We start from the raw sequence: 21,883 nt of genomic DNA on the forward strand, positions 1-21,883 counted from the left end.
TCCGAATTGAAAGCCATCCTGGCCCATCCGGAAGTCAAACCGGAAGTGGATGTCGAAGGCTTCAGCGAACTTTTCGGAATGGGACCCATCCGCACCCCCGGTTTTGGTGTGTTCCGCGGAATTCAGGAAGTCAAACAGGGTCATTACATTGTTTTCACAAAAGAAAAAGCCGATCATCATCAATATTGGAAATTGGAAAGCACACCGCATGAAGACGATGTGGATACCACTGTTGAAAAAATCCGGGAAATCCTGAAAGACACTGTGAAACGCCAATTGATCGCCGATGCCCCGATCGTCTCCATGTTATCGGGCGGGTTGGATTCCAGTGGTCTTACTTCCATGGCTGCCCGGTATTTGGCGGAAGAAGGAAAACAACTCGGTACCTATTCCCTTGACTTTGCCGGAAGCGACAAACATTTCAAAGCCGACTTGTTGCATGTCAGCCGGGATGAGCCGTATGTTAAAATCGTTGCGGAATATGCAAATACCGATCACCATACTGTCATCATTAACCATGATCAGTTGACGGAACATGTATTCCTCCCTGTGGAGGCACACGACTTGCCGGCACTGGGTGAAATGGAAGCATCGTTGCATCTGTTGTTCAGTGAAATGAAGAAAAATGCGGCAGCCACGCTCTCCGGAGAATCTGCAGATGAAGTTTTCAGCGGATATCCTTGGTTCCATCAGGATGAATTTTTGTTCTCCGGAACGTTCCCGTGGAGCGCACAAATTCGCTACTTCAAAGATGTTTTGAATGAAGAGGCGATCAAAACACTCCAGCCGGAAGAGCACAGAAACCGCAGATACCAGGAAGCGGTCAGTGAGGTTCCGAAATTGGACGGGGAAACGGGAATCGAAGAAAAACAACGGGAAATGTCCTACCTTTTCATCACCCGCTTCCTGCCGTTTATGTTGGAACGGAAAGATCGCATCAGCATGCATAACAGTTTTGAAGCGCGTGTTCCGTTCAGCGATTACCGATTGGTTCAATACTTATTCAATATTCCTTATTCGATGAAAACCGTCGACAAAGTCGAAAAAAGCCTGTTGCGCCGTACATTCAAAGGTTATCTGCCGGAAGAAGTGCGCACCCGCAAGAAAAGTGCATATCCGTCCACAACGGATCCGGTTTACTATCAAAACATCCGCAAGATGTTGAATGAATTGATCGAAGATCCGCAAGCGCCGGTTGCACTGCTTTTGGACAAACAAAAAATCCGTCACATTTCCGACAATCTCTTTGAAAAATCTCCGTTTGAAGTCGGAAAAATGATGGAATATATCCTCCAAGTCAACAAATGGATGAAAGACTACAATATCTCCCTGAAACTGTAGTCTCATGAAAAGGCTGAGTGTCCGCAAGGCACTCAGCCTTTTGGCTTTCCGGCAACAAAACTCCAACATCTCATGCCTGGTAGGGGCTTCGATTCTCTTCCTCCGCCTCGCGGATTCGTTGGATCAGGGTATCCAATCACCCATGTGCCTGTCTGTTCCTTCGTATACTTGGAAAGGAGTCCGGTTTCCTTCTTTGTTAAGGCAGATCACAGCATTGATGGGCTAATGGGTTCAGCGGCCCTTCAGGCAAAATCACTCTAAAATGAACAATTAGAAGAATTTAGCCACGTGTTTTTTCAAAAACGCAGCCAATATATGATGTCAAATCAAGCCCAGGACAATAATTAAAAGCCCTCTCCATTAAAGGAGAGGGCTTTTTTGTTTCAATTCTCCAGAAGAAGTGTAATCGCATTGACCGACATTTGCTCTGCAGATAGCAAGAACAGTAGCTAAGTTTCAATCCTCTTGTTGAGGTGTAATCATTCTGACGGCATGTGTCTGAAATACTTGACACGCTTGAGGTTCAACACTGTTTTTCGAATACTTTCTTTTTTAAAAGAAAGTTTCAGGTTATTTTTTTGGATCAGCTCGAAGCGAAGTGACTTTTCCCTTTATTTCATACGGGTTTCAGCTTTTGCGAGCAACCCTGGGGGTTTTGGACATATCCAAGCGCTCGAAAAATCCTTGTATGAGCATCAGGAATATCAATTATTTTCAATTTAGCAAAAAGATAAAAAGCCTGTAAACCTTCAAAATATAACTTTTTAAAGGCAAGAGATAATCTCTGATAAAAAAACCTCTCCATTACCGGAGAGGTTTTTTTACATTTGTCCCGGCTGATCACTTTTCCATAAACACCAGGCGAAGGCCTAAAATTGTATAAATGGCGGCTTCGATCCAATGAACGCCCCGGGAACGGATGAAGGGTTGCAAAAATTTTTCCCCCAACGCAGCGGCTCCCACCGAGACCAGGCTGAAGATAGTTAATGCCTGAAAGATAAACAACATTCCGAGCCCGATGAATTGAAGAGTGATGGATCCTGCGTGAGGGGAAACAAATTGCGGCAAAAAAGCCAAAAAGAATATGGATACTTTGGGATTGAGCAAATTCATCCAGATTCCCCGTTTATACAAGGCAAAAGCGTTTTGTTTCAAGGTTTTTTGCTTCACGGGTCCGGTGCCGGAGCTTTTCAACGCTTGCCATGCCAAAAAAAGCAGATAAGCCGCGCCGAAATACTTGAGGATTTGAAACGCCAGCGCCGAATGATAAATGACAGCCGAAATTCCAACGGCCACGGCGGCCGTATGCCCCAACAAACCGGTGCACAAGCCGAGCGCCGTCATGATCCCCCCTTTTTTTCCTTGCACCATGCTTTGCGTTGCCACAAAGAGAATATCCGGTCCCGGCATGAGAGTGAGTGCAACAGAAGCCAGCAGAAAATAAAAAACATTGGTCATGTCCATGAGCAGGTGTACTCCCTTTCCATGAAAAATCGTTTTTCATTATATTAAAAAATCCCCCTGTTTTTCAGGGGGATTTTTTATTTTGGCCAGCGGTACGGCGGGACATGCCGGACCATGGTGTAAAAAACCACGGCCCACTCTGCGTCGCTTAACCGTCCGACCGGCGTATTCCTGCTCTTCTTCAACGTTTTCACAAGATGCGTGATTTGCGGTGTCGTGAAAATCCCTCTGAAAACTTCAACGACCGGCAACTCCGGATGCTTCAGGGCATAAGACGCCAGTTTAAAAAACAAAATGCGAAACCGGACGGAAATCAAGGGAGGGGCTTTTCTCTTGATAAACAAAACGGCCGAATCCACCTTCGGAGGCGGTGCAAAATGATACCGGGCGATGGTCCTTCCCATCGTTAAATCAAAATACATCCGCCAAGCCAGAATGCGCGGGTTCGTGGAAGGATGTCTTGTAAAGCGTTTGGCCGCCCCTTTTTCCATCACCAGCAAACCGTTTTGAAACGGACTTTCAGGCCGGTCCATCAATCTTTTCATTATCGGGGTGGTGATGGAATAAGGGATATTGGATACCACCGAATACGGTTTTTTAGGCAAGTTCACTTTCAAAAAATCCTTTTCAATCACCCTGACATTCCTGTGTGGTTTCATTTCTTCCCGCAAAATCTTTGCAAAAGAAAGGTCGTTTTCAATGGCGATGACCTTTTTGGCTTTTTGCGCCAGATGAACGGTCAAAGCTCCTTTGCCTGCACCGATTTCCACCACCTGATCCTCCGGGCCGACTCCGGACATCTCCACAATGCCCGCTGCCAACCGTTTGCTTTTCATTAAATGTTGTCCCGGAAAATTTTTTCTTAACTTCTTTTTACTCATATTTTCTCACCTTCCGCATTCTGCCCGGTGCAAAGCGAATGCGGAGATGAGCCTGTTTTTCAGGCGCACGAAAACACACCAAGCCTGTACCGGCCCGGCGGGATGTCGGCAATGAAATCAAAAAAGGAGGGGAATCCCCTCCCTTTTCAATCTATTCATATACACAGGTTTTACCTGAAAAAGGGCAGACTGATCCCGATTCACTCTGCACATGGCAGGGCTTTGAATTTTTAAAATCAGTTGTTCAAAGCTTGAAATCGGAGTCTGCAGAAATACATTTCAGGTAAATCCTCCTTCGTTCTTGATTGAATAACACGGTAAAGTCTAACATGGATGCTTGTTTTCATCAACCTTAAAAGTTAATTCCCACCTTCCTGATGCCTGAAATTTTTTCAGTTGATCCCGTCCATTGGTGTGAAAAATGAGATGGATTTGTGGAATGGATATTATAAAATTGAATCAGGGAATTTTTTTCCTCAAATGAAACAGAAAAGGATGTGAAAAAATGAAACCGTTTTTTGTCATTGGAAAGAGTTTGTTCTGTTTTTTGCTGGTCCTGACCATTGCCGGAACAACCGGTTTTTCTCCCCTTCCGTTAGCAGCGGCAGATCAGCCTGCAAACTCGGAGCAGTGCCCGAATGCGGAGAATTTGATCCAACCGGATGAAAACGCGGAAAAAGAAATCCGTGATGTCCTCCCGCAATTGATTCAAGAAACCTATGGCGACGATTCCCGTTACCAAAATTACGAGGTCAAACGGATCCTTTCCCTCAAGGATCCCGAATCTTCCCCCTACTCCGGCATCGCTGAACAACAGTGCGGAAAAGAAGTTGCCGGAAAATCCCTGCTGGTGGAACTGTTCTTCCCGGAATTCCTCCCCAGCGCCAGCTTGTCGCAAGGACAAGTTTTCGTGGCCAAAACGAATGAGGGATGGAAAGTTTGGTATCGCTATCATTAAAACTGAAATCGCCCTTGGACAGTTTGTCTAAGGGCGATTTTCTTCCGGTTGCTCCTTTGCATCCTCCACCGTTTTCCCCAAATGCCGGAGGATTTGATCCAATTTCTGATTGATCTGGTGAGTCATCATCACCATTAGTTTCAAGCTGCTCATGATGGTGTAAACAAACTTTGCAAACGATACGAAAAATAAGATGACCAGGACGATGAGCACCAAATTGTAAATCAAATTAAAGAATAACATAAAAATTATTACATTTACGAATATTTTTTAATCCTTTATGTTTGTAAATCATCAAAAAGGGGTAATTCTTCTCTGCCGATCGTCAGAAGGGCTGTGAATGATGAAATCTTTATCAAAGGGATTTCGTTCAAAATACATTAAGTGAAAAAATGAAATTTCATCTGACAAGCGATCAATATTTTGAATTTTATAACTCTGCCGTCTCAAGGAAGGAGCCCGTGGAAAGACATGGTCTTACAAACCGAAAATCTTTCGAAAGCTTATCGCGGCCAAATGGTTGTAAACCGGTTAAACATACAAATTGAAAAAGGACAAATTTACGGTTTTTTGGGCCCGAATGGCGCCGGGAAAACAACAACCATTCGCATGATTTTGGGACTTACCCGCCCGACGGAGGGGACGGTCCGGATTTTCGGGAAAGAATTTCACAAACATCGCATTTCCATACTGAGCCGGGTAGGCTGTTTGGTGGAAACCCCCGGCTACTATGGACATTTAAATGGTTACGAAAATTTGGATATCGCCCGCCGGATGCTTAAAGTTCCTCCGTCACGGATTGATGAAGTGCTGAAAATGGTTCATTTGGAAGATGCAAAACATAAAAAAGCCAAAGATTATTCGCTCGGTATGAAACAACGGTTGGGAATCGCCATGGCTCTTCTGAACAAACCGGACTTTCTCATTCTGGATGAACCGACAAACGGTCTGGATCCATCCGGAATACAAGAAATCCGGGAATTGATCAAACAACTTCCGCAGATGTTTAATGTGACCGTATTCGTGTCCAGCCATTTGTTGAGTGAAGTGGAACAAATGGCTTCCCATGTTGGTATTATTCATCAAGGCCGGCTTTTGTTTCAGGGATCACTTGCGGACTTGAAAAAACAAAACCAAAAACAGTTTAAATTGAAGACAGACCGGTTGGACGAAGCTGAGAAATTGTTGAAGCAACATCACTATTCCATTTCGCGGGATCAAGAGTTTATTTATATCGACTCCCTGCCGACGGAAAAAATTAATTCATTACAAAGATTACTCATCGACCATCACTTTATCATTTATCACTTCCAAGAAGAAGAAAACTCGCTGGAACAAATGTTTTTTCAGATTTTGGAGAATGGAGATCATTGATCATGAATTCATCTGTTATCAACGAATGGATTAAAATCCGCCGTAGTTGGGTCATTTGGCTTTTCATTTTTGTTCCTGTTGTGACCTGTTTTCTCCTCACACTTGCCCTTGGGTACTATTTGCAAAAAGGCCACTCTCCAGAACAGGGTTGGGGATTGATCTTGTCACTTACCAGCCGATACTTATGTCAAATCATCGCTTTCACTGTTCCTGTCTTCATTGCCTACATCGTCAACATGGAACAGTTTTCGAATATGTGGAAGTTTCTTTTTGCCATGCCTTTGGCGAAATGGAAAATCTATGTTGCCAAATTCTTCTGGGGATTCGCCACCACCTTGGTTATGGGGCTTTTGTTTGTTTTTGGCATATACATCATGGCTGAATTGCATGATGTTGAACACCTTGTCACCATCGGCCAATTGTTTTCTTATGTGTATGCCCCTTTTCTTCTGGCCATCCCCTTTGTGGCTTTTCAATTATGCGTATCCATGGCCAGCAAGAACCAATCAGTGCCGATTTCATTTGGAATCGCCTCAATTATTCTTGCCCCTGTTTTTAAAGGATGGGGTTGGTGGACACCGTGGGGATTTTGGTCTACGTTCCTCCCCTCTCCGCCTTTGTCGGTTCAGGCATTGTTCCCCGGGGAAACGAGTGCATTGCTTAACTGGGAAATCCTCTTGTTATCTGTTTTGTTTGGCGCCATCTGGCTGGTGATCGGAATTACTGTGTTTTACCGAAAAGAATTTGATTAATCGACTGAAAGGGAGATATGATTGGGGAATTTGTTCATGGCCGAATGGATGAAAATCCGGAAAACAAATATTTGGCGGTTGATTCTGGTTCTTCCATTGGTTCCGATTGCCTATGGGATCTTCATTTATGCCCGGTTTGTATCCGAAGACCAATGATTGGCTGATGGCTTGGGGAATGGCGAACTACTTTTATCCAACCATCTTCTTTCCAATCCTTTCCGTATTATTGGCAGCCAATCTGTGTAAGGTGGAGCATGAAGGACATAATTGGATTAGAGCTTTAACTTGTCCTGTTTCTTGGAAACAACTGTATTTATCCAAGTATCTGTGGCTTGTCCTCTTATTGGGATTGGCTCAGGTAATTGCCTTGTCGGAGTTTGCTGTCATCGGGGAATTCGCCCGGTTGAATCATCCGTTTCCATGGGCCTTGCTGATTCAATGCCTGGTTCTCGGATGGATAGGGATTTTGCCGTTGGCCGCATTTCATTTGGCAGTATGCGCATATTGGAGCAACTATGTACAATCAGTCATTCTCAATATTTTACTCATCCTTCCGGTTTTTTTGATCATCGGTTCAAAAAAATACACTTGGTTGGGGTATGTTTACCCTTGGGCTCTCCCGGCGGTCGGAACGAACCAAATATTGCTCCGTTCTTTTCACATTCAAGTATTGATCATTGTTCTCATGTGGCTGATTCTGTTTTTGATTGGCGGAATCTCACTCTTTATCAAACAAAAATCCAATCATTAAAAACCGGTTTTAAAACCCATGGGCCATTTTTTGGTTTATGGGTTTATTTCTTGGTTTTTGGAACGTTTTCTTGTACCGGTTCCCCCTTTTTCCATCAGGCTTTTTTCGATCCTCATCCAAAATCAGCCACAAAACCTGTTGACCTGACTCTTAATTACTGTTACACTTATACACACAAGTATATAACCGTTTAACGAGGTTAGTATGGGAGTAAAGGTGGTGATATGAATTGAGCCGGAAGCTGGACAGCCGCAAACCGATCTTCCTGCAAATCCGGGAAAAAATCGAGGACATGATTGTCAACGAACAGCTGAAGGAAGACGAACAAGCTCCTTCCACCACGCAACTGGTCAACTTTTATAAGATCAATCACGCCACGGTCTCCAAAGGCGTCAATCAACTGGTTGAGGAAGGAATTCTTTATAAAAAAAGGGGCATCGGCATGTTTGTGGCCAAGGGGGCCAGAGAAAAACTGATCCAAAAACGAAAAAAGGCTTTTGTGGATGAATTTGTCGTCCCTTTGGTGCAAGAAGCCCACAAACTGGGGATCACGGAAAGTGAAGTGTTTGCACTGATCAAAAAAGAAAGGAAAGGGATGAAGAATGAATTATAAAGTGGAATTTGACAATGTATCGTTGAGATACAAAGACTTTGAGGCGCTCAAAAATGTTTCCTTCCGATTGGAAAGCGGAAAGATTTATGGTTTGCTCGGCCGGAACGGAGCCGGAAAAACCTCCCTCCTTTCTCTCTTGTCGTCTTTTCGTCTTCCGACGGAAGGATCGATCCGGATTGGTGGGGAACCGCCGTTTGAAAACCCGAAGATCATGCCTCATGTTGCGTTGGTTTACGAAAAAGATTACAAGGAAGAGCGGAAAAAAGTTTCCACCTTCATTCAGAATGCAGCCAAGTTCCGCCCGTTCTTTGATATGGATTATGCACTCCGGCTGGTTGAAAAATTCCAACTTCCTTTAAACAAAGAAGTCAGGAAACTTTCAAGAGGGATGAAATCAGCGATGAATGTGACCATCGGACTGGCCAGCCGGGCGCCCATCACCATTTTCGACGAGGCTTATCTGGGCATGGATGCTCCGACCCGGGAATTGTTTTATAAAGAATTGTTGAAAGACCAAGCCAAACATCCCCGGATCATGATTTTATCCACCCATTTGGTGTCTGAAATGGATTATTTGTTTGAAGAAGTGTTGATTCTCGATCGGGGCAAACTGTTGCTGCACGAGGACTATGAAACCTTGATTTCCAAGGGGCTCACTGTCACGGGGGATGCCAAGACGGTTGATGAATTTACCAAAGGCCGGAAGATTTTGAATGAAGAGCAGCTCGGAAATACAAAATCGGTGATTGTGTTCGGGGATTTCCATGAAGCTCTCCGGTTGGAAGCCGAAAAACAAGGATTGGAAACCGGGACCTGCTCCCTGCAAGATCTGTTTATTCATTTAACAGGCAAGGAGGATGCATATGAAACCAACAGCCGTATTTCCTAAAGTGGCCAAAGACATGTACTTGGAACAAATGAAATGGACGGTTTGGTATCTGGTTTTTGCGTTGGTTATCCACATCGTACATCTTTATTCCAGTTATTTTACAATCGGTGATAATACCGCGGTGAAAGGGATTTTGGTGCATCTTTTTCCATCGGCAAAGGTTTATATGACCATAATCGCAATTATTTCCGTCAACGGATTCCTGTCTTATTATGTCGGACAGGGAGTCACCCGGAGAGATTTTTGGGCCGGTTCGATGATTGCCGCGCTCGGGCTGACAGCTACGATCGCTTTCTTCGCCGTGATTCTCACTTATTTGGAATACGGGATTTTGGAGATGTTCCAGCTGTCTCATTTGCTGTCTGACGAGTTTTTGAACGGAAACGGGTGGCTGGTGATTCAATATCTGCTTAATATCTTTTTCTATTACTTGGCAGGCTACCTGATCGCAGTCGGTTTTTACCGGTTCCACTGGATCACCGGAATCGGATTTGTTGCCTTTTTCCTTCTTTCTGTTTCAGCACTGGAATGGAGCGAAAAATATTCGCTTGGGCTGAATGTATTGAGTTCTGTGGTGGTCATTGTCCTCTTTTTCACCTTATTGCGCCAGTTAACAAAGAACATCGCCGTGAAGTTGTAAATGGATCCGGGAGACTCAGGTCCGCATGTTGCCTGAGTCTCTTTGCCTTTTCATGACGTCTGGGATTCATCCCTTCTTTGCTTTGCCAAGCGTTTTTTTTGAATCCAGACCAGCAATTTAAGGATCAGGAACAACAGAAAGATGGCTCCTGATACGAGAATAATGGCTCCTAAGATGATGGACACAACCTTCCAAAAACCAAAAAAGTTCGCGGCCCGCACAATGATGAGTACGATGGCAAAAGGAATGAGAAAGCCGATGACATCCTTCCCTTTCACTAATCCCTCTTCCTCCTTTTTTTGTTGGAATATCGTTCAGGTTAACGGGCTTGTCCCTCAGTGTCAATAAGGTGTGAATGACAACATCCCAAACAAAATTCAGCACGAAAAATAAAGAGGAACAGATTCAAACGGACAACTGGTTCAACATCTTATACGTGTCGCCATACGGATGATAAAACACACTCATGCTGGATCTTTCCTGTGTGTTTTAAATCTTCAACCGCCGGTTCACAGGCAGAATGGTCCGGCTGGATCTTGTGATCGCTTCATGGATATCTGGGATCCGGTGCAACAGGTCGCATCAAGGGAGCCTCAAAACACTTGAATTTGACAACCACTCCTTAATCATTTACGATTTAAATGAAAATTAAAATAAATTAAAAAGAGTGATTCAAATGAATACTTTGGTGGAAACCCGTTTGGGAAAAGTGCAAGGCGGGACAGACGGAGAGGTTTGTTTTTGGAAAGGGGTTCCTTATGCGAAACCCCCGGTGGGAAAACGCCGCTTTCAAAAGCCGGAACCGCTGGAGAAATGGGATGGTGTTTGGGATGCCACCCGATTCCGTTCCATGGTGATGCAGCCGTCCGGCACCACCTTCAGCACCGTGCTTGGGGAAGCGGATCACTCGGTGAGTGAAGACGGGCTTTATCTGAATATCTGGTCGCCTGCGGCCGACGGAAAAAAGCGGCCCGTTCTCTTCTGGATCCATGGCGGCGCCTATCAGTTCGGGTCCGGCTCTTCCCCCTGGTATGACGGGGCGGAGTTTGCCAAAAACGGAGATGTGGTGGTTGTCACGATCAATTACCGGTTGAACGTGTTTGGATTTTTGCACTTGGAGGATTGGTTCGGTGACGAATTTGCAGCATCGGGCAACCTGGGAATTTTGGATCAAGTGGCTGCGCTGCGTTGGGTGAAAGAAAACATTTCCGCTTTTGGCGGCGACCCGGAACAAATCACCATCTTTGGCGAATCGGCCGGAGCCGGAAGTGTCGGGGTTCTGCTTTCCCTCCCGGAAACCAAAGGGCTGTTTCAACGGGCAATCTTGCAAAGCGGTTCGGGTGCTATTTTGCTCCGTTCCCCTCAGACCGCTTTGGACATCGCCGATCGCATTCTTACGAAAGCCGGCATTCGCAAAGGAGACCGCGACCGGTTGTTATCCATCCCGGCCGGTGAACTTCTTGAAGCCGCACAATCCGTGCATCCGGGAATGATTTTTGGTCCTGTTGTGGACGGAACCGTTTTGAAAACCCATCCGATTAAAGCGTTGGATAACGGAGCAGCCGGCGACATCCCGATCATCATCGGGGTTACCAAAGATGAATACAATTTATTTACACTGACCGATCCTTCTTGGACAACAGCAGGAAAAGAAGAACTGATGGACCGGATCGAACAGGAAATCGGGCCGGTTCCGGAAAAAGTTTTTCCATATTACTTATCTTCCGGGGATCCATCGCAACCGGTATGGCAAAAGCTGTTGCGCGCCATGACCTACCACATCTTTACCCGGGGCATGTTAAAAACGGCTGACGCCCAAATCAAGCAAGGCGGGAAGGTTTGGGTTTACCGGTTTGATTACGAAACCCCGCTCTTTGACGGTCGGTTGAAAGCATGTCACGCACTGGAAATCCCCTTTGTCTTTCACAACCTGCATCAACCGGGGGTCGATGTGTTCACCGGCACACATCCGAAGCGGGAGCTAATTTCCCGGCAAATGCATGAAGCATGGATTGCCTTTGCCCGGACAGGGGATCCGAACGGCGACCATCTCCCCGATGCGTGGTTGCCCTTTGCACAAAAAGACCGGCCGGCCATGGTCTTTGACACCGAAACCAGAGCGGAAAAGCATCTGTTTGACCGCGAGCAGGAACTGTGGGAATCAAAGGCTTGAGTGATTTGCTCAAGCCTTTTTTGCATTTCACGTATGTATTCGGATTTGGAATTAAACAATGGTGCTTTTATCGGAATGGGGAGTGTTTGCTTATAATGAACGGGTTTACAAAGCTTGTTTTGGTACCGGATTACTGAAATGATCAAAAGGAAATATCATGACGTAATAATCAGGGGATCTTGAGAAAGAAATACATGGAGTGTTATGTCCCTTGAAAAACAGAGACGCCGGTGGCATCACCATCACAGGGTCTTTCTTTTCAAATCATGGTTTGTAGTTTATAATGCAAACTAGTTAATCATACATATGGAGTGTGGTTCCATTGATGCCCTTTAAGGAAATGGCAAAACTGAATAAATTGATTCACGAACCGGCCCGACTTGCCATTATGAGCGCGCTGGACGCCTGCACGATGGCTGAATTTTTGTTTTTGCAAGAATTGACAGGCTTGACGAAAGGAAACCTTTCTTCCCATTTATCCAAATTAGAAAAGGCGGAATATATCCAAATCCAGAAACAATTCGTACGCAAAAAAATCCCGCATACCACCATACGAATCACACATGAAGGCCGGGCTGCGCTTCACAATTATTGGGAACAACTGGATCGCATCCGCGAGGTTACCAAAAAATGGAATAATAGTTAGGAAGCGGATTCTCTCAACCTCTTCCCCTCTGTTTTTCAGAGGGTTTTTTCTTCCTTAAAATCCCAACACAAAGAGAGCGATTCCAAGGCCTCTTACAGCTTTTCACCCCCTTTTTCGACCTGTTCCTCTCAAAAAGAAATAAACCGCCCTTAAATCGAAAATCAGAAGGCTGTTTTTCCCGGATCGGAAATCCATATTCCATTTATTGGAATGTATTTTTCTCCATCCGGCTGCTTATCTCTTGATTATTTTGTTTGTTCTGATTAACAAGAATATTTGTGGCGCGAAACAGCCGCGGGTTTCCTTCTCCTCCCTCTTGATCCACTCTATTTATGCCCTCTACAGGGTTACAAAACAATTCTTTTGTAACTATATAATGATGAAACACTGAAACCCCTTGTAAATCAAGGGGTTTGGCGATCGGATATTTTTCGCAGGTTTCTTTATCCGTCTGAGAGCCAGACGGTTGTCTCGCCAAGTTAACTTGTTAATGAGACATCAATCCGTTGCTATTTTCTTCACCATATGGACGTTATTTAAAAACATGTGAAATCCTTCCTCCTCCTCCAGCAGACCCGTCAACATTTTCTTCTTTGCGGGGCAGTATAAAAACTGGTATCGGGATGCTTCCACGGAAGTCATCACATGTCGCAACAACTGCCGGGTCAGTTCTGCCGCTTCTGGATGTCCCGGGGCTGTCTCCAATTGCAACAAAGTCAGCTCTTGCAATTGTCCTTGTTCATCGGTTTTTCGCCTCACCAACGCATACCCGGCTTCTTTTCCGGAAGAATCAGAAATGATCCATGCTTCATCCCCTTGAAACCAATGGGTTTGCCACGGAGCCGGATCGGGATAAAAAGAAAAAGCGGCAACGGGTTGCCGGATGGGCGCTACGGATGTTGTATCCGGAAGCCTCTTGTTGTTCAGAAGTTTTCTGTCTGGTAAATGAACAAGGAATCAGCGATGTCATACCCGTGTTGCTGATATAACCGGATGGCCGGTTTGTTTTCGGCGACCGCTTCCAGTGTCGCCAGCTGCACATGTTCCCGTTGATACAGCTCCACCAATGCTTCCATCATCCGGCTCCCGACCCCTTTTCGCCTCCATTCGGGGAGCACGGCTGTCCCTCCGTTCCAAGCGACTTTTTTCCCTTGGATCTCCCTGATGGCCGTGAGCACAAAACGGTTATATGATTTCAGTGGTTATCTTCAATTTGAACTCAAATTCGATCCGAAGCGATTAAAAAAGTACGAACCTGGGGATATCATTGATGTCGATTTTGGATTTAATGTTGGAGCTGAACTTGGTGGGAGGCATTATGCTGTAGTTGTTGAAGACAATGCAAGATCTGATGGAACCATAATGGTCATACCTCTTTCATCTTATAAATCACCAAGAAAAGTTCATTCTTCAGAGGTGGATCTCGGGGTTATTCCCGAGCTGAACCAACACAGAGGTAACACCGAGCTTTTAGGAACAAAAGCTAAAATTAGTCATCTTCGATCTATTAGTAAAATGAGGATTTATTACCCTAGGAAAAAAGGATGAATTTATTTACCGATTAACAGATGGACAGCTTAAGAAGATTTATGATGTCATTCAAAGAAGATTTTGCAGTCGATTTGCCGGTAAGAAAGGATAAATACCATCTTCTTTACTTGCTTGGCATATTATATTACAATTAGGGTAACAATAATTATGATCGTTTTATGCGATCCAAAGCGAATAATATGACCTTCGGGTCCAAAGCGAAACTGACCCATTTTGAGGGTCAAAAGACCGTCCATATTGGGCGGTCTTTTTGATTCGTTTTAAATGCATGCAAAAATACATGCAGATCCATTATCAAAAGTGCCCGGGGACTTTTAATAACCGCCCTGCCTTTTTTCAAGAGGCTTTGTATTGGCCATCAAAAATGCAATCAATCGCTATATCCCGATCATTCACATCCCCGATATCCAAAACAAAATAGGCATCCAGATCCCCCGGTTGCGGTGCATCAGTACAAAACGACCCGCCAATGTACACTTCTTCAATGCCTGCATCCCACAACTGCTTAACCAAGAATTCAAGATTATCAACTAAATGCCGCCTCCAGGGTTCATTCCACGAATAGGTGGACTCGTCCCCTTTCACCAGAACCGATTCCTTTAATTGAGAAAAAGTCATCTCGTTATCTCCCGGGGGTAGATAGCCATATTCATTAAATGTGACCAGGCCAATTTCTCCTTTCCTCTAATATACACTTTTCGCGTGAAACCTAAACGTATTTATAACTTCTAGGTTATATGGTAAATTTCCTTTTTGCATATTGAATACATCTTAAGTTGAATTTGTCCCAATTGACCGTGGGTTTCGCATTCGACATGAACAACATCAATTTGTTCTGCTGTCCTTATTTGGTATAGGCTTGGATTCGACATTCTCCGTCCAAACTTTTCTGCACCCATCCCTCTTGATCTGTTGTGAGGTCTTGAATCAATTCAAAACCGTTTTTCTCCAAATAAAATCGATATAGTTGTTCTTTTCGATCAAAATCTATTCTAGCTAAACAAGCTTTCAAGTTCTTGACTCCATAGCTTCGAAGGACCATCTCTAATGTTCGAATACAGTTTGTACCTATACCTTTGCTGTTGTATTCTCCATGCATGCCTAGATTTATATCCAAAAGTTCAGCTGTATCATCACCAAGTTTAAATGGTCTTGTAAATAAGCATCTATGATTTCGCAACATTTTCCCTTGGTAAAAGACATAACCACTTACTTCAAGGCTTGTTTTACTTCCGTTATTAAACCAACCTATTTTATCCACGATATAAACGATGGAATACATATGAAGATCTGCATCACAAAAATAATTAAACTGAAATTTATCAAATTCCCAACGGGTTTTGGCAAATTGATTTGCCAGCTCCAAATTTATATTCTCAAACACCATAATCCCCTCCCACTCTATTTTATTGCGAAGAGAGGGAATTTTCATTCCAATGAGGTAAAGAGAGTGAGTGTTGATTTTGAGTCTTACAGATTGTTATAATATCTAGAGATAGGAGCTGAAAAAAAGCTTCTTTTTCTTAAAGTAAAAAAAGTTGCGTAAAATTAACTTTTTCCGCAACTATACATATACCACGGGACGAAAAATCAAGGCTTAACAGGAGGGCTAATGGTGAAAAAAAGTTGCGTAAAACTCATAGATGCTTTTCTCGATCATCTTCAGGAACAGGGAGCCAGTCCGAAAACGATCCGAACATATCGGAATATTCTCAGCTGTTTTGAAAACCATGTCACCGAATCAGGCGGTGACATAAATAATGTAACCCGTCGCGATGTCACTCTTTACATTCATGATATGGAGGGCAGCGGACGAAAACCGACGACGATCAACAACCATTTCGCCTGCATTTCTTCCTTTCTCCGCTTCCAGGGTAAGGGGGCATTGGTTGAGGGTATCCGGCGTCCAGAAGTCCGACGCATTCAACATATTGCCCCCAAGTCACTGGGACGGAATGAGCGGAACCGAATACTTCGGGAAGTGGAACGCGATGGCAATCTCCGGAACATTGCCATTGTATACATGTTGCTCTACACGGGCCTCCGCGTCTCCGAGTTGGTCGCGCTGGATCAGGAAGACGTGACAATGGGTGAGCGCTCTGGTAACGTCTTGGTCCGCGAGGGGAAAGGGAGCGTGTCGCGAAGTGTCCCACTGCCGGTTGAGGCGCATTTCCATCTCCGTCGATATATGGAGGAGCGCAAAGAGAAGGGTACACTGGATTTGCCGCCACTGTTTCTCTCCAACTATCAGAAGCGGATCAGCGAGCGGAGCGTCCAACACATGCTCACCAAATACGGCATTCATCCTCACATGCTCCGCCACACCTATGGCCGAGAACTGGTTGCCAACGGCATTGACATCGCCACCGTGGCCGAGCTGATGGGCCACGCGGATATTAATGTGACCAGAAGATATGCTAAACCAACCGAAAGAGAGTTAGAAGAAGCTGTATCCAAAGTTTTTGGATGAGAGATACTGTGACACGAAAAACCGGTTCGCCTCACAAACCAAATAAACAGTGGAAGACCAATTCCAAAGCCAACAATGATCCAAATGCCTGCATAGATCGCATCGGCCAGGTCTGAAGCCGCTATCAGTTCAGAAATTGAAACCAAACCAAGATACATGAAAGCGTTTGAGATGATCACAAGAAGCATGTTGCTTTTTTTGTTGGGCATAATTGTGCACCTTTACTTCCAATATTGGATGCTTATCGGAAATCGGAGGGGGTAATTCACCCCCTCTCGGAACGTGCGTTTTGTAACTACCTTTACAGATCAACAAAGTGTGCGGGTTCGAACCGGTTTGTAGCACAGTTAGCGTTTCCAGGTGGTTCTCCCAAGATCATACATAAAATCCGAGGGGGGTTATTTCCAAGTGGATTTTAGATGGTAGATCTTCAATGTTTTTAGTTTCACGTTACCACCTTCAGTGAACAACTCTAAGCCTTGGCTTTTGAGATTCGGGAAAATCCGATTGGTCAAGACGGTTTCTCCATCGTTTCCAAACACCTCTACCGACGAGCGGTCCACGAGGATACGGAGTTGGACCGTATTGTTTTCCGGTTCCATCTTGGCTTGATAGACACCGGGGAAATGTTCGCTAAAATCCGTTTGTCCCGACTTCGTCCGATCAACAAAAAGCGTTTTATTATCCGTATTGTAACCGATCACTGTTTCTTCTTCCGATCCTTTTCGTACCTTGAAACCAAACTCTTTTGCAGTATCCAACTGGAATTCCGCTTGAATCTCTAAGGTTTCTCCCTTGATATCGGACAATAGATTGGTTTTGGGTGTGATCCATTGATTCTTCCATGTATGGATATTTTTCCGAAGTTGGCTCAACTCACGAACAGGTTCTTGTAACAAGACATATTCTCCATCCTCTTTTTTCAGGGACACCTCCCGCGGGATCGACATCGCACTGCGCCAGGGAGAAGTCGGGATGTCCTGTGCGTACTGCCAGTTGTTCATCCAAGCCAACCAAATCCGACGATCCGGAGTGTTGTTCCAAGATTGAGTGGCGTAGAAGTCTTTTCCGTAATCCACCCATTTGACATCTTTTTGTTCCGTAGTGAACTTCTTTCCGTCAAACTCCCCGACGAAGTATTGGGCACCAGACCCACCGGCCACCGCCCCCGGGTTGATATCCACTTGCAGAACCCACTTAGTTTCGCCCGGATTCCCTTTCACCGGAAGCTCGAACAGTTCGGGACATTCCCAAACTCCACCATGGGCTCCTCTGTCAGCTCCGAATTCACTTGTAAAAGTCCAGTCCTTCAAGTTCTTTGAGGTATAAAACTGAACTCGATCACCAGCCGCGACAACCATCACCCATTGATCCGTTTCATCGTACCAAAACACTTTGGGATCCCGGAAATCTTTAATGCCGGGATTGGGGATGACGGGATTCCCTTTGTACTTATGCCATGTCCTCCCATTGTCTTTGCTGTAGGCGATACTTTGTTGTTGGGTTTCTCCCGCGCTGGTATAGATTGCTACCATTCCGGATTTTCCATCGAAAAAACCACTGGTGTCATGCTTGTCTACCACGACGCTTCCGGAAAAGATCATCCCGAGATCATCTTCTTTTAATGCTACGGGTAAGTGCTTCCAATGGATCAGATCTTTGCTAACCGCATGTCCCCAGCTCAAGTGCCCCCATTTGTTTCCGTAAGGGTTATACTGATAAAACAAGTGGTATTCGCCCTTGTAGTAGACCAACCCATTGGGATCATTCATCCAGTTCTTCTGAGGAGAAAAATGATACTGGGGACGGTATGGCTCGTTATACAAGGTTTCATTTGTGTTCCCGGCTTGTACTTTACTCGTTCCCCAGGGTACCAGTAATAAAGAAGCGATCAGAAGGAAAGTCAAAACGGAAAGTGGTCTCATAAAAATCCTCCTCGGTTATTTTAGATTCCAGAAAATCAAGGAAAAGGGGTTATTTTAGAGAAACAGCGGTGACGGGCTATTCCGGCAACGATGTAATATAAAGCGCTTGCATTTAACGGATCAGGGTCTTCGAGAAATCACGTCGTTATTGTGACAAACTACCTAACGCCTTCATTAGGCCAAGATTACGTCTACGCCTTTTTCTCGAATGCCCTCCAACACATCAGAAGGGATTCCCTTGTCCGTGATCAAGATGTCGATGGAAGACAGTGAACAGACCTTGGCGAAAGCGATTTGATTTATTTTGCTATGATCACATAGGAGGATCACCTCTTTCGCAGACTGGATCATGGCCCGTTTTACCTGGGCCTCTAACAAATTAGGTGTGGTCACTCCCTCCTTGAGATGAAGACCGTTAGTTCCTATAAACGCTTTGTCGACCCTTACCATCCCCAGCATTTGTTCTGCAACCGGACCAACCAGGGAAAGGGTTTCCTTTCGTATAGTCCCTCCCGTACTGATCAGTTCCAGGTGTTCTGAGGATTGCAACTCCTGAAGGATGTGATGGGAATTGGTCACCACGGTCAACCGGAAAAAATGTTTTAACAACCGAGCTAGTTGATGCATCGTGGTTCCCGTATCCAGGAGAATTGTTTCGCCTTCTTGGATCAGGTTCACGGCTTTTTCGGCGATGCTTCGTTTCTCTTTAGCGAATCGGTCCTTTTTCTCGTGGAAACTTGGCTCGAATCCCACCCCTTCCTTAGCCATCGCCCCACCGTGGGTACGGTGAAGAAGGCCTAATTTCTCCAACTCTTTGAGGTCACGACGAACTGTTGCTTCAGATACTTCAAATACTTCACTAAGTTCGGCGACAGATACCAGTTGATGTTCATTTACGTATTTCAGGATGCTTTGCTGCCGTTTCATAAACACTTTGAAATATACCCCTTTTCATTTTTGATTATATATGATTTTTTTTGATCGTTTCAAGAAAATTCGATCAAAATATGCCAACTCCCCTCCCCTTGCCAATTCAGTAGGGTGATCCCGATGATCAACAAAAGTGGCTACTTACAACAAATCTTTCATATTTGCCCCTCTAATGTTACAGTTGTTTTGTTTTGTGACTATCCAACGTATTTCGCTACGCTGTCTCCTCCGTTTCTTGCATGGACAAAGCAACATAGCCGTCTTAAAAGAAATTTAATCCATTGGTCGATTGTTTAAATGGCTAGTGTTTTGTACGATAACAACAGATCAAGGCCAAAAGATGTTCCTGTATCTTTACATACCTCCCTTGTATGCTTACCTCGTTTCTCAGCCCGTGTTAATAGCACGAGCTGTTTTAAGTTATTTAGAGCTGCCCTTGGAAAACGCCTCAACAAAATAGCATACCTACCAAAAACTTTGTATAAGAATGATAGCAGCCGGTCTTTCCCTACTGTGAACAAAACCTGCCAAAGCAGGTTTTTCTTTTGCCGAAAGCCATGTTGAATAGGCACATTGGATTTAGCTAAGAATAAAATAACTGAAGCCCGCTTGGGGGTTGGTATTCGCTGTGGTTGCCCACATGAAGGAATTTCACTTTTATACCTATCTCCACTCCCCTTGAAAACTTGAAGGGGACTTTTTTTGCTGTAGCCGATTTTATGCCGCGAAAGCGTCTTGGCAATGAGAAAGCCCCTCAGGTAGACTTCCCGGAGTCGGCCCGCCAGGGCGTTGGCATACCACTAGGAGGTCACATGCTGGTGTGATCCCCTAGGGTCTAAATTTACTCTGTATATCGTATACAGTCTGATTCGCTTGTGAAGCGCATGTAACGTTACATAACATCAATCTTGTTACGTTATAAATCCTTATGCAAAAACCGCCCTCTCCCCTACTAGGGGTAAGTCCGAGATAACTCCAAAAACGGCCATACAGATAGAAAAAAATGTAAACACCAGATTCTTTGTTGTGGATTAAAATCCTCTTTTGTTGGTTTTAAAAAACAAGGGGATTCCCCCCTTGTCTCTTCAGTCTTGGATGATTCGGTTCCATCTCTCTGCTTCGGGATCGTAGTAGCCCCAGTACAGAGCTTCATCAAACCGTTCTTGGTATTGCTCCCAAGTGATCGTTCCCCTATCAGTTTCAACTTCGATGATCTCTACTTCTTCGAGTTCTTCTTTCTCAATCTTATTACCGTCAACGAAGTATTCACTCATCACTTTGGCTGCTTCCGCTCGATCTCGTGCAATTGCGCACTCTCTGACTTTGGCGCCATCTCGCTTCAGCATATAGAAACGGTACATATATACCCCCCTCTAATTCAATTCCTCAAATATAAATTTACTATCAATCTTTTATTTTTGGTAGATGCACCAGGGTGATCGTTGACTATAAAAGACATATGGAGATGCTGCAACATAAAGTTTCTTTTTTTGGCCATTCCCACTCGAAACTTCAACTAATCCTCTAGTTCGGCTAATAAAATCTTCCGAGATAGGTACTACTTTCATTATTTTGTCTACAATACGAATTCGTTTTAACTCGAGATTCAGGTCTGTTATTTTCAAATTGGAAATTTCTTCAACACATAGACACGCGTATGTACGAAGGTAAATGATCACATGGACGCATCGGTATTTATGCAGTGGGATTTTGGGGGATAAATCCAGTGAAAAAGTGGGGATAACTGGCTTGTATAATAGGGGTATCACTTGATATTTTGGGGGACGTGTTTTATGCCTACCTTTCAGTTTGGGAAGACAGCTATTGAGTACACATTGCAGCAGGTGAAAGGGAAAGAAGATATTTCTATTGTTGTAGAGTGGATGGAGGGGGTTACAGTGGTAGCTCCCGATCATCTAGTTCTGGAAGAAATAAACCGAGTTTTGCGTAAGAAGGCAACGTGGATTTTAGATAAGTGGAACTCTTTGAATAAGATTAAGCGACCACCGGCTCCGTTAGAATTTGTTAGTGGAGAGAAATTACCGTATTTAGGGCGGTATTATCGAATTAAGGTGAAACAAAATCAAGATATCGATAAGGTAAAAGTGTTATTTCATCAAGGGAAATTTTATATTGAAACGCCAACATCAGCCGATGATATAGAGCATGTGCCTATGATTCGTGAAACATTAAAATCTTGGTATATCCAGCGGGCGCAGGTGAAAGCGGAAGAACGGGTGAAACGTTATGCACAGCGTCTAGGGGTAACGAAGGCGAAGCTTGCGGTAAAAGAGCAGAAGTTTCGCTGGGGAACGTGCACACCACAGGGAGCGATTTATTTGAATTGGCGTCTTTTTCTGGCCCCAATGCGCGTTGTTGATTATGTGATTGTGCATGAATTAGCCCATCTGCGTTACGCGGATCATTCGAAAAATTTTTGGAATCTGGTACGTTCGATTTTGCCGGATTATGAGGAACGTAAAGAATGGCTGCGTGTGAACGGTCCGACGCTAACGATATAGAAA

General features: G+C 44.5%; 24 protein-coding genes and 1 pseudogene. 13 read left to right on the top strand and 12 right to left on the bottom strand.

Features of this window, described 5'->3' with window-relative positions; translation table 11 throughout:
• On the top strand, nt 1-1,341 hold a 1,341-nt coding region (locus H1R82_RS03260), incomplete at its 5' end, for an asparagine synthetase B family protein (RefSeq protein ID WP_181821590.1).
• An 840-nt stretch (nt 1,342-2,181) separates the two neighbouring features.
• On the opposite strand, the gene H1R82_RS03265 is transcribed toward H1R82_RS03260, so the two are convergent.
• Both H1R82_RS03265 and erm read right to left on the bottom strand, forming a co-directional pair.
• Nucleotides 2,182-2,805: a LysE family translocator gene (locus H1R82_RS03265; RefSeq protein WP_181732153.1), complete on the bottom strand. Its 624-nt coding sequence runs from the start codon at nt 2,803-2,805 to the stop codon at nt 2,182-2,184.
• Between the two features lie 77 nt (nt 2,806-2,882).
• Nucleotides 2,883-3,686 (bottom strand): 23S ribosomal RNA methyltransferase Erm, encoded by an 804-nt coding sequence (erm, locus tag H1R82_RS03270; RefSeq protein ID WP_181732154.1) that lies wholly within the window; start codon nt 3,684-3,686, stop codon nt 2,883-2,885.
• Nucleotides 3,687-4,191: 505 nt separating this feature from the next.
• Here erm and H1R82_RS03275 point away from each other — a divergent pair.
• Complete coding sequence (locus H1R82_RS03275) at nt 4,192-4,644, top strand: hypothetical protein (RefSeq protein ID WP_181732155.1); 453 nt, start codon at nt 4,192-4,194, stop codon at nt 4,642-4,644.
• A gap of 27 nt (nt 4,645-4,671) precedes the next feature.
• Here the strand turns inward: H1R82_RS03275 and H1R82_RS03280 are convergent, their stop codons facing one another.
• Nucleotides 4,672-4,887: a DUF4083 family protein gene (locus H1R82_RS03280; protein WP_181732156.1), complete on the bottom strand. Its 216-nt coding sequence runs from the start codon at nt 4,885-4,887 to the stop codon at nt 4,672-4,674.
• Nucleotides 4,888-5,115: 228 nt separating this feature from the next.
• Here H1R82_RS03280 and H1R82_RS03285 point away from each other — a divergent pair, with 228 nt between their 5' ends.
• From H1R82_RS03285 to H1R82_RS03310, 6 genes are all read left to right on the top strand, one after another.
• Entirely contained in the window at nt 5,116-6,018 is a 903-nt protein-coding gene (locus H1R82_RS03285; RefSeq protein ID WP_181732157.1) for an ABC transporter ATP-binding protein, read from the top strand.
• A gap of 2 nt (nt 6,019-6,020) precedes the next feature.
• Complete coding sequence (locus H1R82_RS03290) at nt 6,021-6,770, top strand: ABC transporter permease (protein WP_181732158.1); 750 nt, start codon at nt 6,021-6,023, stop codon at nt 6,768-6,770.
• A gap of 127 nt (nt 6,771-6,897) precedes the next feature.
• Nucleotides 6,898-7,521, top strand: a complete 624-nt coding sequence (locus H1R82_RS03295) for an ABC transporter permease (RefSeq protein WP_181732159.1) — start codon at nt 6,898-6,900, stop codon at nt 7,519-7,521.
• Between the two features lie 229 nt (nt 7,522-7,750).
• On the top strand, nt 7,751-8,134 hold the full coding sequence (locus H1R82_RS03300) for a GntR family transcriptional regulator (RefSeq protein WP_062843023.1): 384 nt from the start codon (nt 7,751-7,753) through the stop codon (nt 8,132-8,134).
• On the top strand, nt 8,124-9,023 hold the full coding sequence (locus H1R82_RS03305) for an ATP-binding cassette domain-containing protein (RefSeq protein ID WP_062843024.1): 900 nt from the start codon (nt 8,124-8,126) through the stop codon (nt 9,021-9,023). The genes H1R82_RS03300 and H1R82_RS03305 overlap by 11 nt, the downstream gene beginning before the upstream one ends.
• Nucleotides 8,998-9,663: a hypothetical protein gene (locus H1R82_RS03310; RefSeq protein WP_181732160.1), complete on the top strand. Its 666-nt coding sequence runs from the start codon at nt 8,998-9,000 to the stop codon at nt 9,661-9,663. Before H1R82_RS03305 ends, H1R82_RS03310 begins: the two co-directional genes overlap by 26 nt.
• A gap of 50 nt (nt 9,664-9,713) precedes the next feature.
• Here H1R82_RS03310 and H1R82_RS03315 read toward each other — a convergent pair whose 3' ends face one another.
• Nucleotides 9,714-9,941 carry a hypothetical protein gene (locus tag H1R82_RS03315; RefSeq protein ID WP_037995961.1) on the bottom strand — a complete coding sequence of 76 codons (228 nt, stop codon included), beginning with the start codon at nt 9,939-9,941 and terminating at the stop codon, nt 9,714-9,716.
• A 398-nt stretch (nt 9,942-10,339) separates the two neighbouring features.
• Here H1R82_RS03315 and H1R82_RS03320 point away from each other — a divergent pair, with 398 nt between their 5' ends.
• Both H1R82_RS03320 and H1R82_RS03325 read left to right on the top strand, forming a co-directional pair.
• The gene (locus H1R82_RS03320; protein ID WP_181732161.1) at nt 10,340-11,836 is read left to right on the top strand and encodes a carboxylesterase/lipase family protein; all 1,497 of its coding nucleotides are present in this window, start codon (nt 10,340-10,342) and stop codon (nt 11,834-11,836) included.
• 325 nt (nt 11,837-12,161) lie between these two features.
• Nucleotides 12,162-12,482, top strand: a complete 321-nt coding sequence (locus tag H1R82_RS03325; protein ID WP_198053724.1) for a transcriptional regulator — start codon at nt 12,162-12,164, stop codon at nt 12,480-12,482.
• A 498-nt stretch (nt 12,483-12,980) separates the two neighbouring features.
• Here H1R82_RS03325 and H1R82_RS03330 read toward each other — a convergent pair whose 3' ends face one another.
• Together H1R82_RS03330 and H1R82_RS03335 are read right to left on the bottom strand one after the other, a co-directional pair.
• Entirely contained in the window at nt 12,981-13,241 is a 261-nt protein-coding gene (locus H1R82_RS03330; RefSeq protein WP_181732162.1) for a hypothetical protein, read from the bottom strand.
• A gap of 164 nt (nt 13,242-13,405) precedes the next feature.
• Nucleotides 13,406-13,660: a GNAT family N-acetyltransferase gene (locus H1R82_RS03335; RefSeq protein ID WP_309544782.1), complete on the bottom strand. Its 255-nt coding sequence runs from the start codon at nt 13,658-13,660 to the stop codon at nt 13,406-13,408.
• Here H1R82_RS03335 and H1R82_RS03340 point away from each other — a divergent pair.
• Nucleotides 13,647-14,030, top strand: coding sequence for a type II toxin-antitoxin system PemK/MazF family toxin (locus H1R82_RS03340; RefSeq protein ID WP_181732164.1), 384 nt, complete (start codon nt 13,647-13,649; stop codon nt 14,028-14,030). The two genes, H1R82_RS03335 and H1R82_RS03340, sit on opposite strands and share 14 nt — an antisense overlap.
• Before the next feature lie 339 nt (nt 14,031-14,369).
• Here H1R82_RS03340 and H1R82_RS03345 read toward each other — a convergent pair whose 3' ends face one another.
• Nucleotides 14,370-14,705, bottom strand: coding sequence for a DUF6932 family protein (locus H1R82_RS03345; protein WP_374189105.1), 336 nt, complete (start codon nt 14,703-14,705; stop codon nt 14,370-14,372).
• Nucleotides 14,706-14,877: 172 nt separating this feature from the next.
• The gene (locus tag H1R82_RS03350; RefSeq protein WP_181732166.1) at nt 14,878-15,417 is read right to left on the bottom strand and encodes a hypothetical protein; all 540 of its coding nucleotides are present in this window, start codon (nt 15,415-15,417) and stop codon (nt 14,878-14,880) included.
• Between the two features lie 228 nt (nt 15,418-15,645).
• Between H1R82_RS03350 and H1R82_RS03355 the strand changes: the two genes are divergently transcribed.
• On the top strand, nt 15,646-16,503 hold the full coding sequence (locus H1R82_RS03355) for a tyrosine-type recombinase/integrase (RefSeq protein ID WP_220215028.1): 858 nt from the start codon (nt 15,646-15,648) through the stop codon (nt 16,501-16,503).
• A gap of 398 nt (nt 16,504-16,901) precedes the next feature.
• On the opposite strand, the gene H1R82_RS03360 is transcribed toward H1R82_RS03355, so the two are convergent.
• From H1R82_RS03360 to H1R82_RS14820, 4 genes and pseudogenes are all read right to left on the bottom strand, one after another.
• Complete coding sequence (locus H1R82_RS03360; RefSeq protein WP_181732168.1) at nt 16,902-18,428, bottom strand: glycoside hydrolase family 32 protein; 1,527 nt, start codon at nt 18,426-18,428, stop codon at nt 16,902-16,904.
• A gap of 174 nt (nt 18,429-18,602) precedes the next feature.
• Nucleotides 18,603-19,355 carry a DeoR/GlpR family DNA-binding transcription regulator gene (locus H1R82_RS03365; protein WP_181732186.1) on the bottom strand — a complete coding sequence of 251 codons (753 nt, stop codon included), beginning with the start codon at nt 19,353-19,355 and terminating at the stop codon, nt 18,603-18,605.
• 1,088 nt (nt 19,356-20,443) lie between these two features.
• A complete protein-coding gene (locus H1R82_RS03370; protein WP_181732169.1) occupies nt 20,444-20,719 on the bottom strand; it encodes a hypothetical protein in 276 nt (91 codons plus the stop codon).
• A 72-nt stretch (nt 20,720-20,791) separates the two neighbouring features.
• Nucleotides 20,792-21,064 (bottom strand): annotated as a pseudogene (locus H1R82_RS14820) (site-specific integrase); the annotation flags it as partial.
• Nucleotides 21,065-21,151: 87 nt separating this feature from the next.
• Between H1R82_RS14820 and H1R82_RS03375 the strand changes: the two are divergent.
• Entirely contained in the window at nt 21,152-21,880 is a 729-nt protein-coding gene (locus H1R82_RS03375) for a M48 family metallopeptidase (RefSeq protein WP_181732170.1), read from the top strand.
• Nucleotides 21,881-21,883 lie beyond the last annotated feature (3 nt).

The sequence above is a fragment of the Thermoactinomyces intermedius genome (genome assembly GCF_013912365.1).
Lineage (GTDB): Bacteria > Bacillota > Bacilli > Thermoactinomycetales > Thermoactinomycetaceae > Thermoactinomyces > Thermoactinomyces intermedius.

What these genes read in the sequence shown, in the direction of transcription:
- H1R82_RS03265 (WP_181732153.1), bottom strand. Translation starts at nt 2,805, where the DNA reads ATGGACATGACCAATGTTTTTTATTTTCTGCTGGCTTCTGTTGCACTC.
- erm (WP_181732154.1), bottom strand. Translation starts at nt 3,686, where the DNA reads ATGAGTAAAAAGAAGTTAAGAAAAAATTTTCCGGGACAACATTTAATG.
- H1R82_RS03275 (WP_181732155.1), top strand. Translation starts at nt 4,192, where the DNA reads ATGAAACCGTTTTTTGTCATTGGAAAGAGTTTGTTCTGTTTTTTGCTG.
- H1R82_RS03280 (WP_181732156.1), bottom strand. Translation starts at nt 4,887, where the DNA reads ATGTTATTCTTTAATTTGATTTACAATTTGGTGCTCATCGTCCTGGTC.
- H1R82_RS03285 (WP_181732157.1), top strand. Translation starts at nt 5,116, where the DNA reads ATGGTCTTACAAACCGAAAATCTTTCGAAAGCTTATCGCGGCCAAATG.
- H1R82_RS03290 (WP_181732158.1), top strand. Translation starts at nt 6,021, where the DNA reads ATGAATTCATCTGTTATCAACGAATGGATTAAAATCCGCCGTAGTTGG.
- H1R82_RS03295 (WP_181732159.1), top strand. Translation starts at nt 6,898, where the DNA reads ATGCCCGGTTTGTATCCGAAGACCAATGATTGGCTGATGGCTTGGGGA.
- H1R82_RS03305 (WP_062843024.1), top strand. Translation starts at nt 8,124, where the DNA reads ATGAATTATAAAGTGGAATTTGACAATGTATCGTTGAGATACAAAGAC.
- H1R82_RS03310 (WP_181732160.1), top strand. Translation starts at nt 8,998, where the DNA reads ATGAAACCAACAGCCGTATTTCCTAAAGTGGCCAAAGACATGTACTTG.
- H1R82_RS03320 (WP_181732161.1), top strand. Translation starts at nt 10,340, where the DNA reads ATGAATACTTTGGTGGAAACCCGTTTGGGAAAAGTGCAAGGCGGGACA.
- H1R82_RS03325 (WP_198053724.1), top strand. Translation starts at nt 12,162, where the DNA reads ATGCCCTTTAAGGAAATGGCAAAACTGAATAAATTGATTCACGAACCG.
- H1R82_RS03340 (WP_181732164.1), top strand. Translation starts at nt 13,647, where the DNA reads ATGGCCGTGAGCACAAAACGGTTATATGATTTCAGTGGTTATCTTCAA.
- H1R82_RS03355 (WP_220215028.1), top strand. Translation starts at nt 15,646, where the DNA reads ATGGTGAAAAAAAGTTGCGTAAAACTCATAGATGCTTTTCTCGATCAT.
- H1R82_RS03360 (WP_181732168.1), bottom strand. Translation starts at nt 18,428, where the DNA reads ATGAGACCACTTTCCGTTTTGACTTTCCTTCTGATCGCTTCTTTATTA.
- H1R82_RS03365 (WP_181732186.1), bottom strand. Translation starts at nt 19,355, where the DNA reads ATGAAACGGCAGCAAAGCATCCTGAAATACGTAAATGAACATCAACTG.
- H1R82_RS03370 (WP_181732169.1), bottom strand. Translation starts at nt 20,719, where the DNA reads ATGTACCGTTTCTATATGCTGAAGCGAGATGGCGCCAAAGTCAGAGAG.
- H1R82_RS03375 (WP_181732170.1), top strand. Translation starts at nt 21,152, where the DNA reads ATGCCTACCTTTCAGTTTGGGAAGACAGCTATTGAGTACACATTGCAG.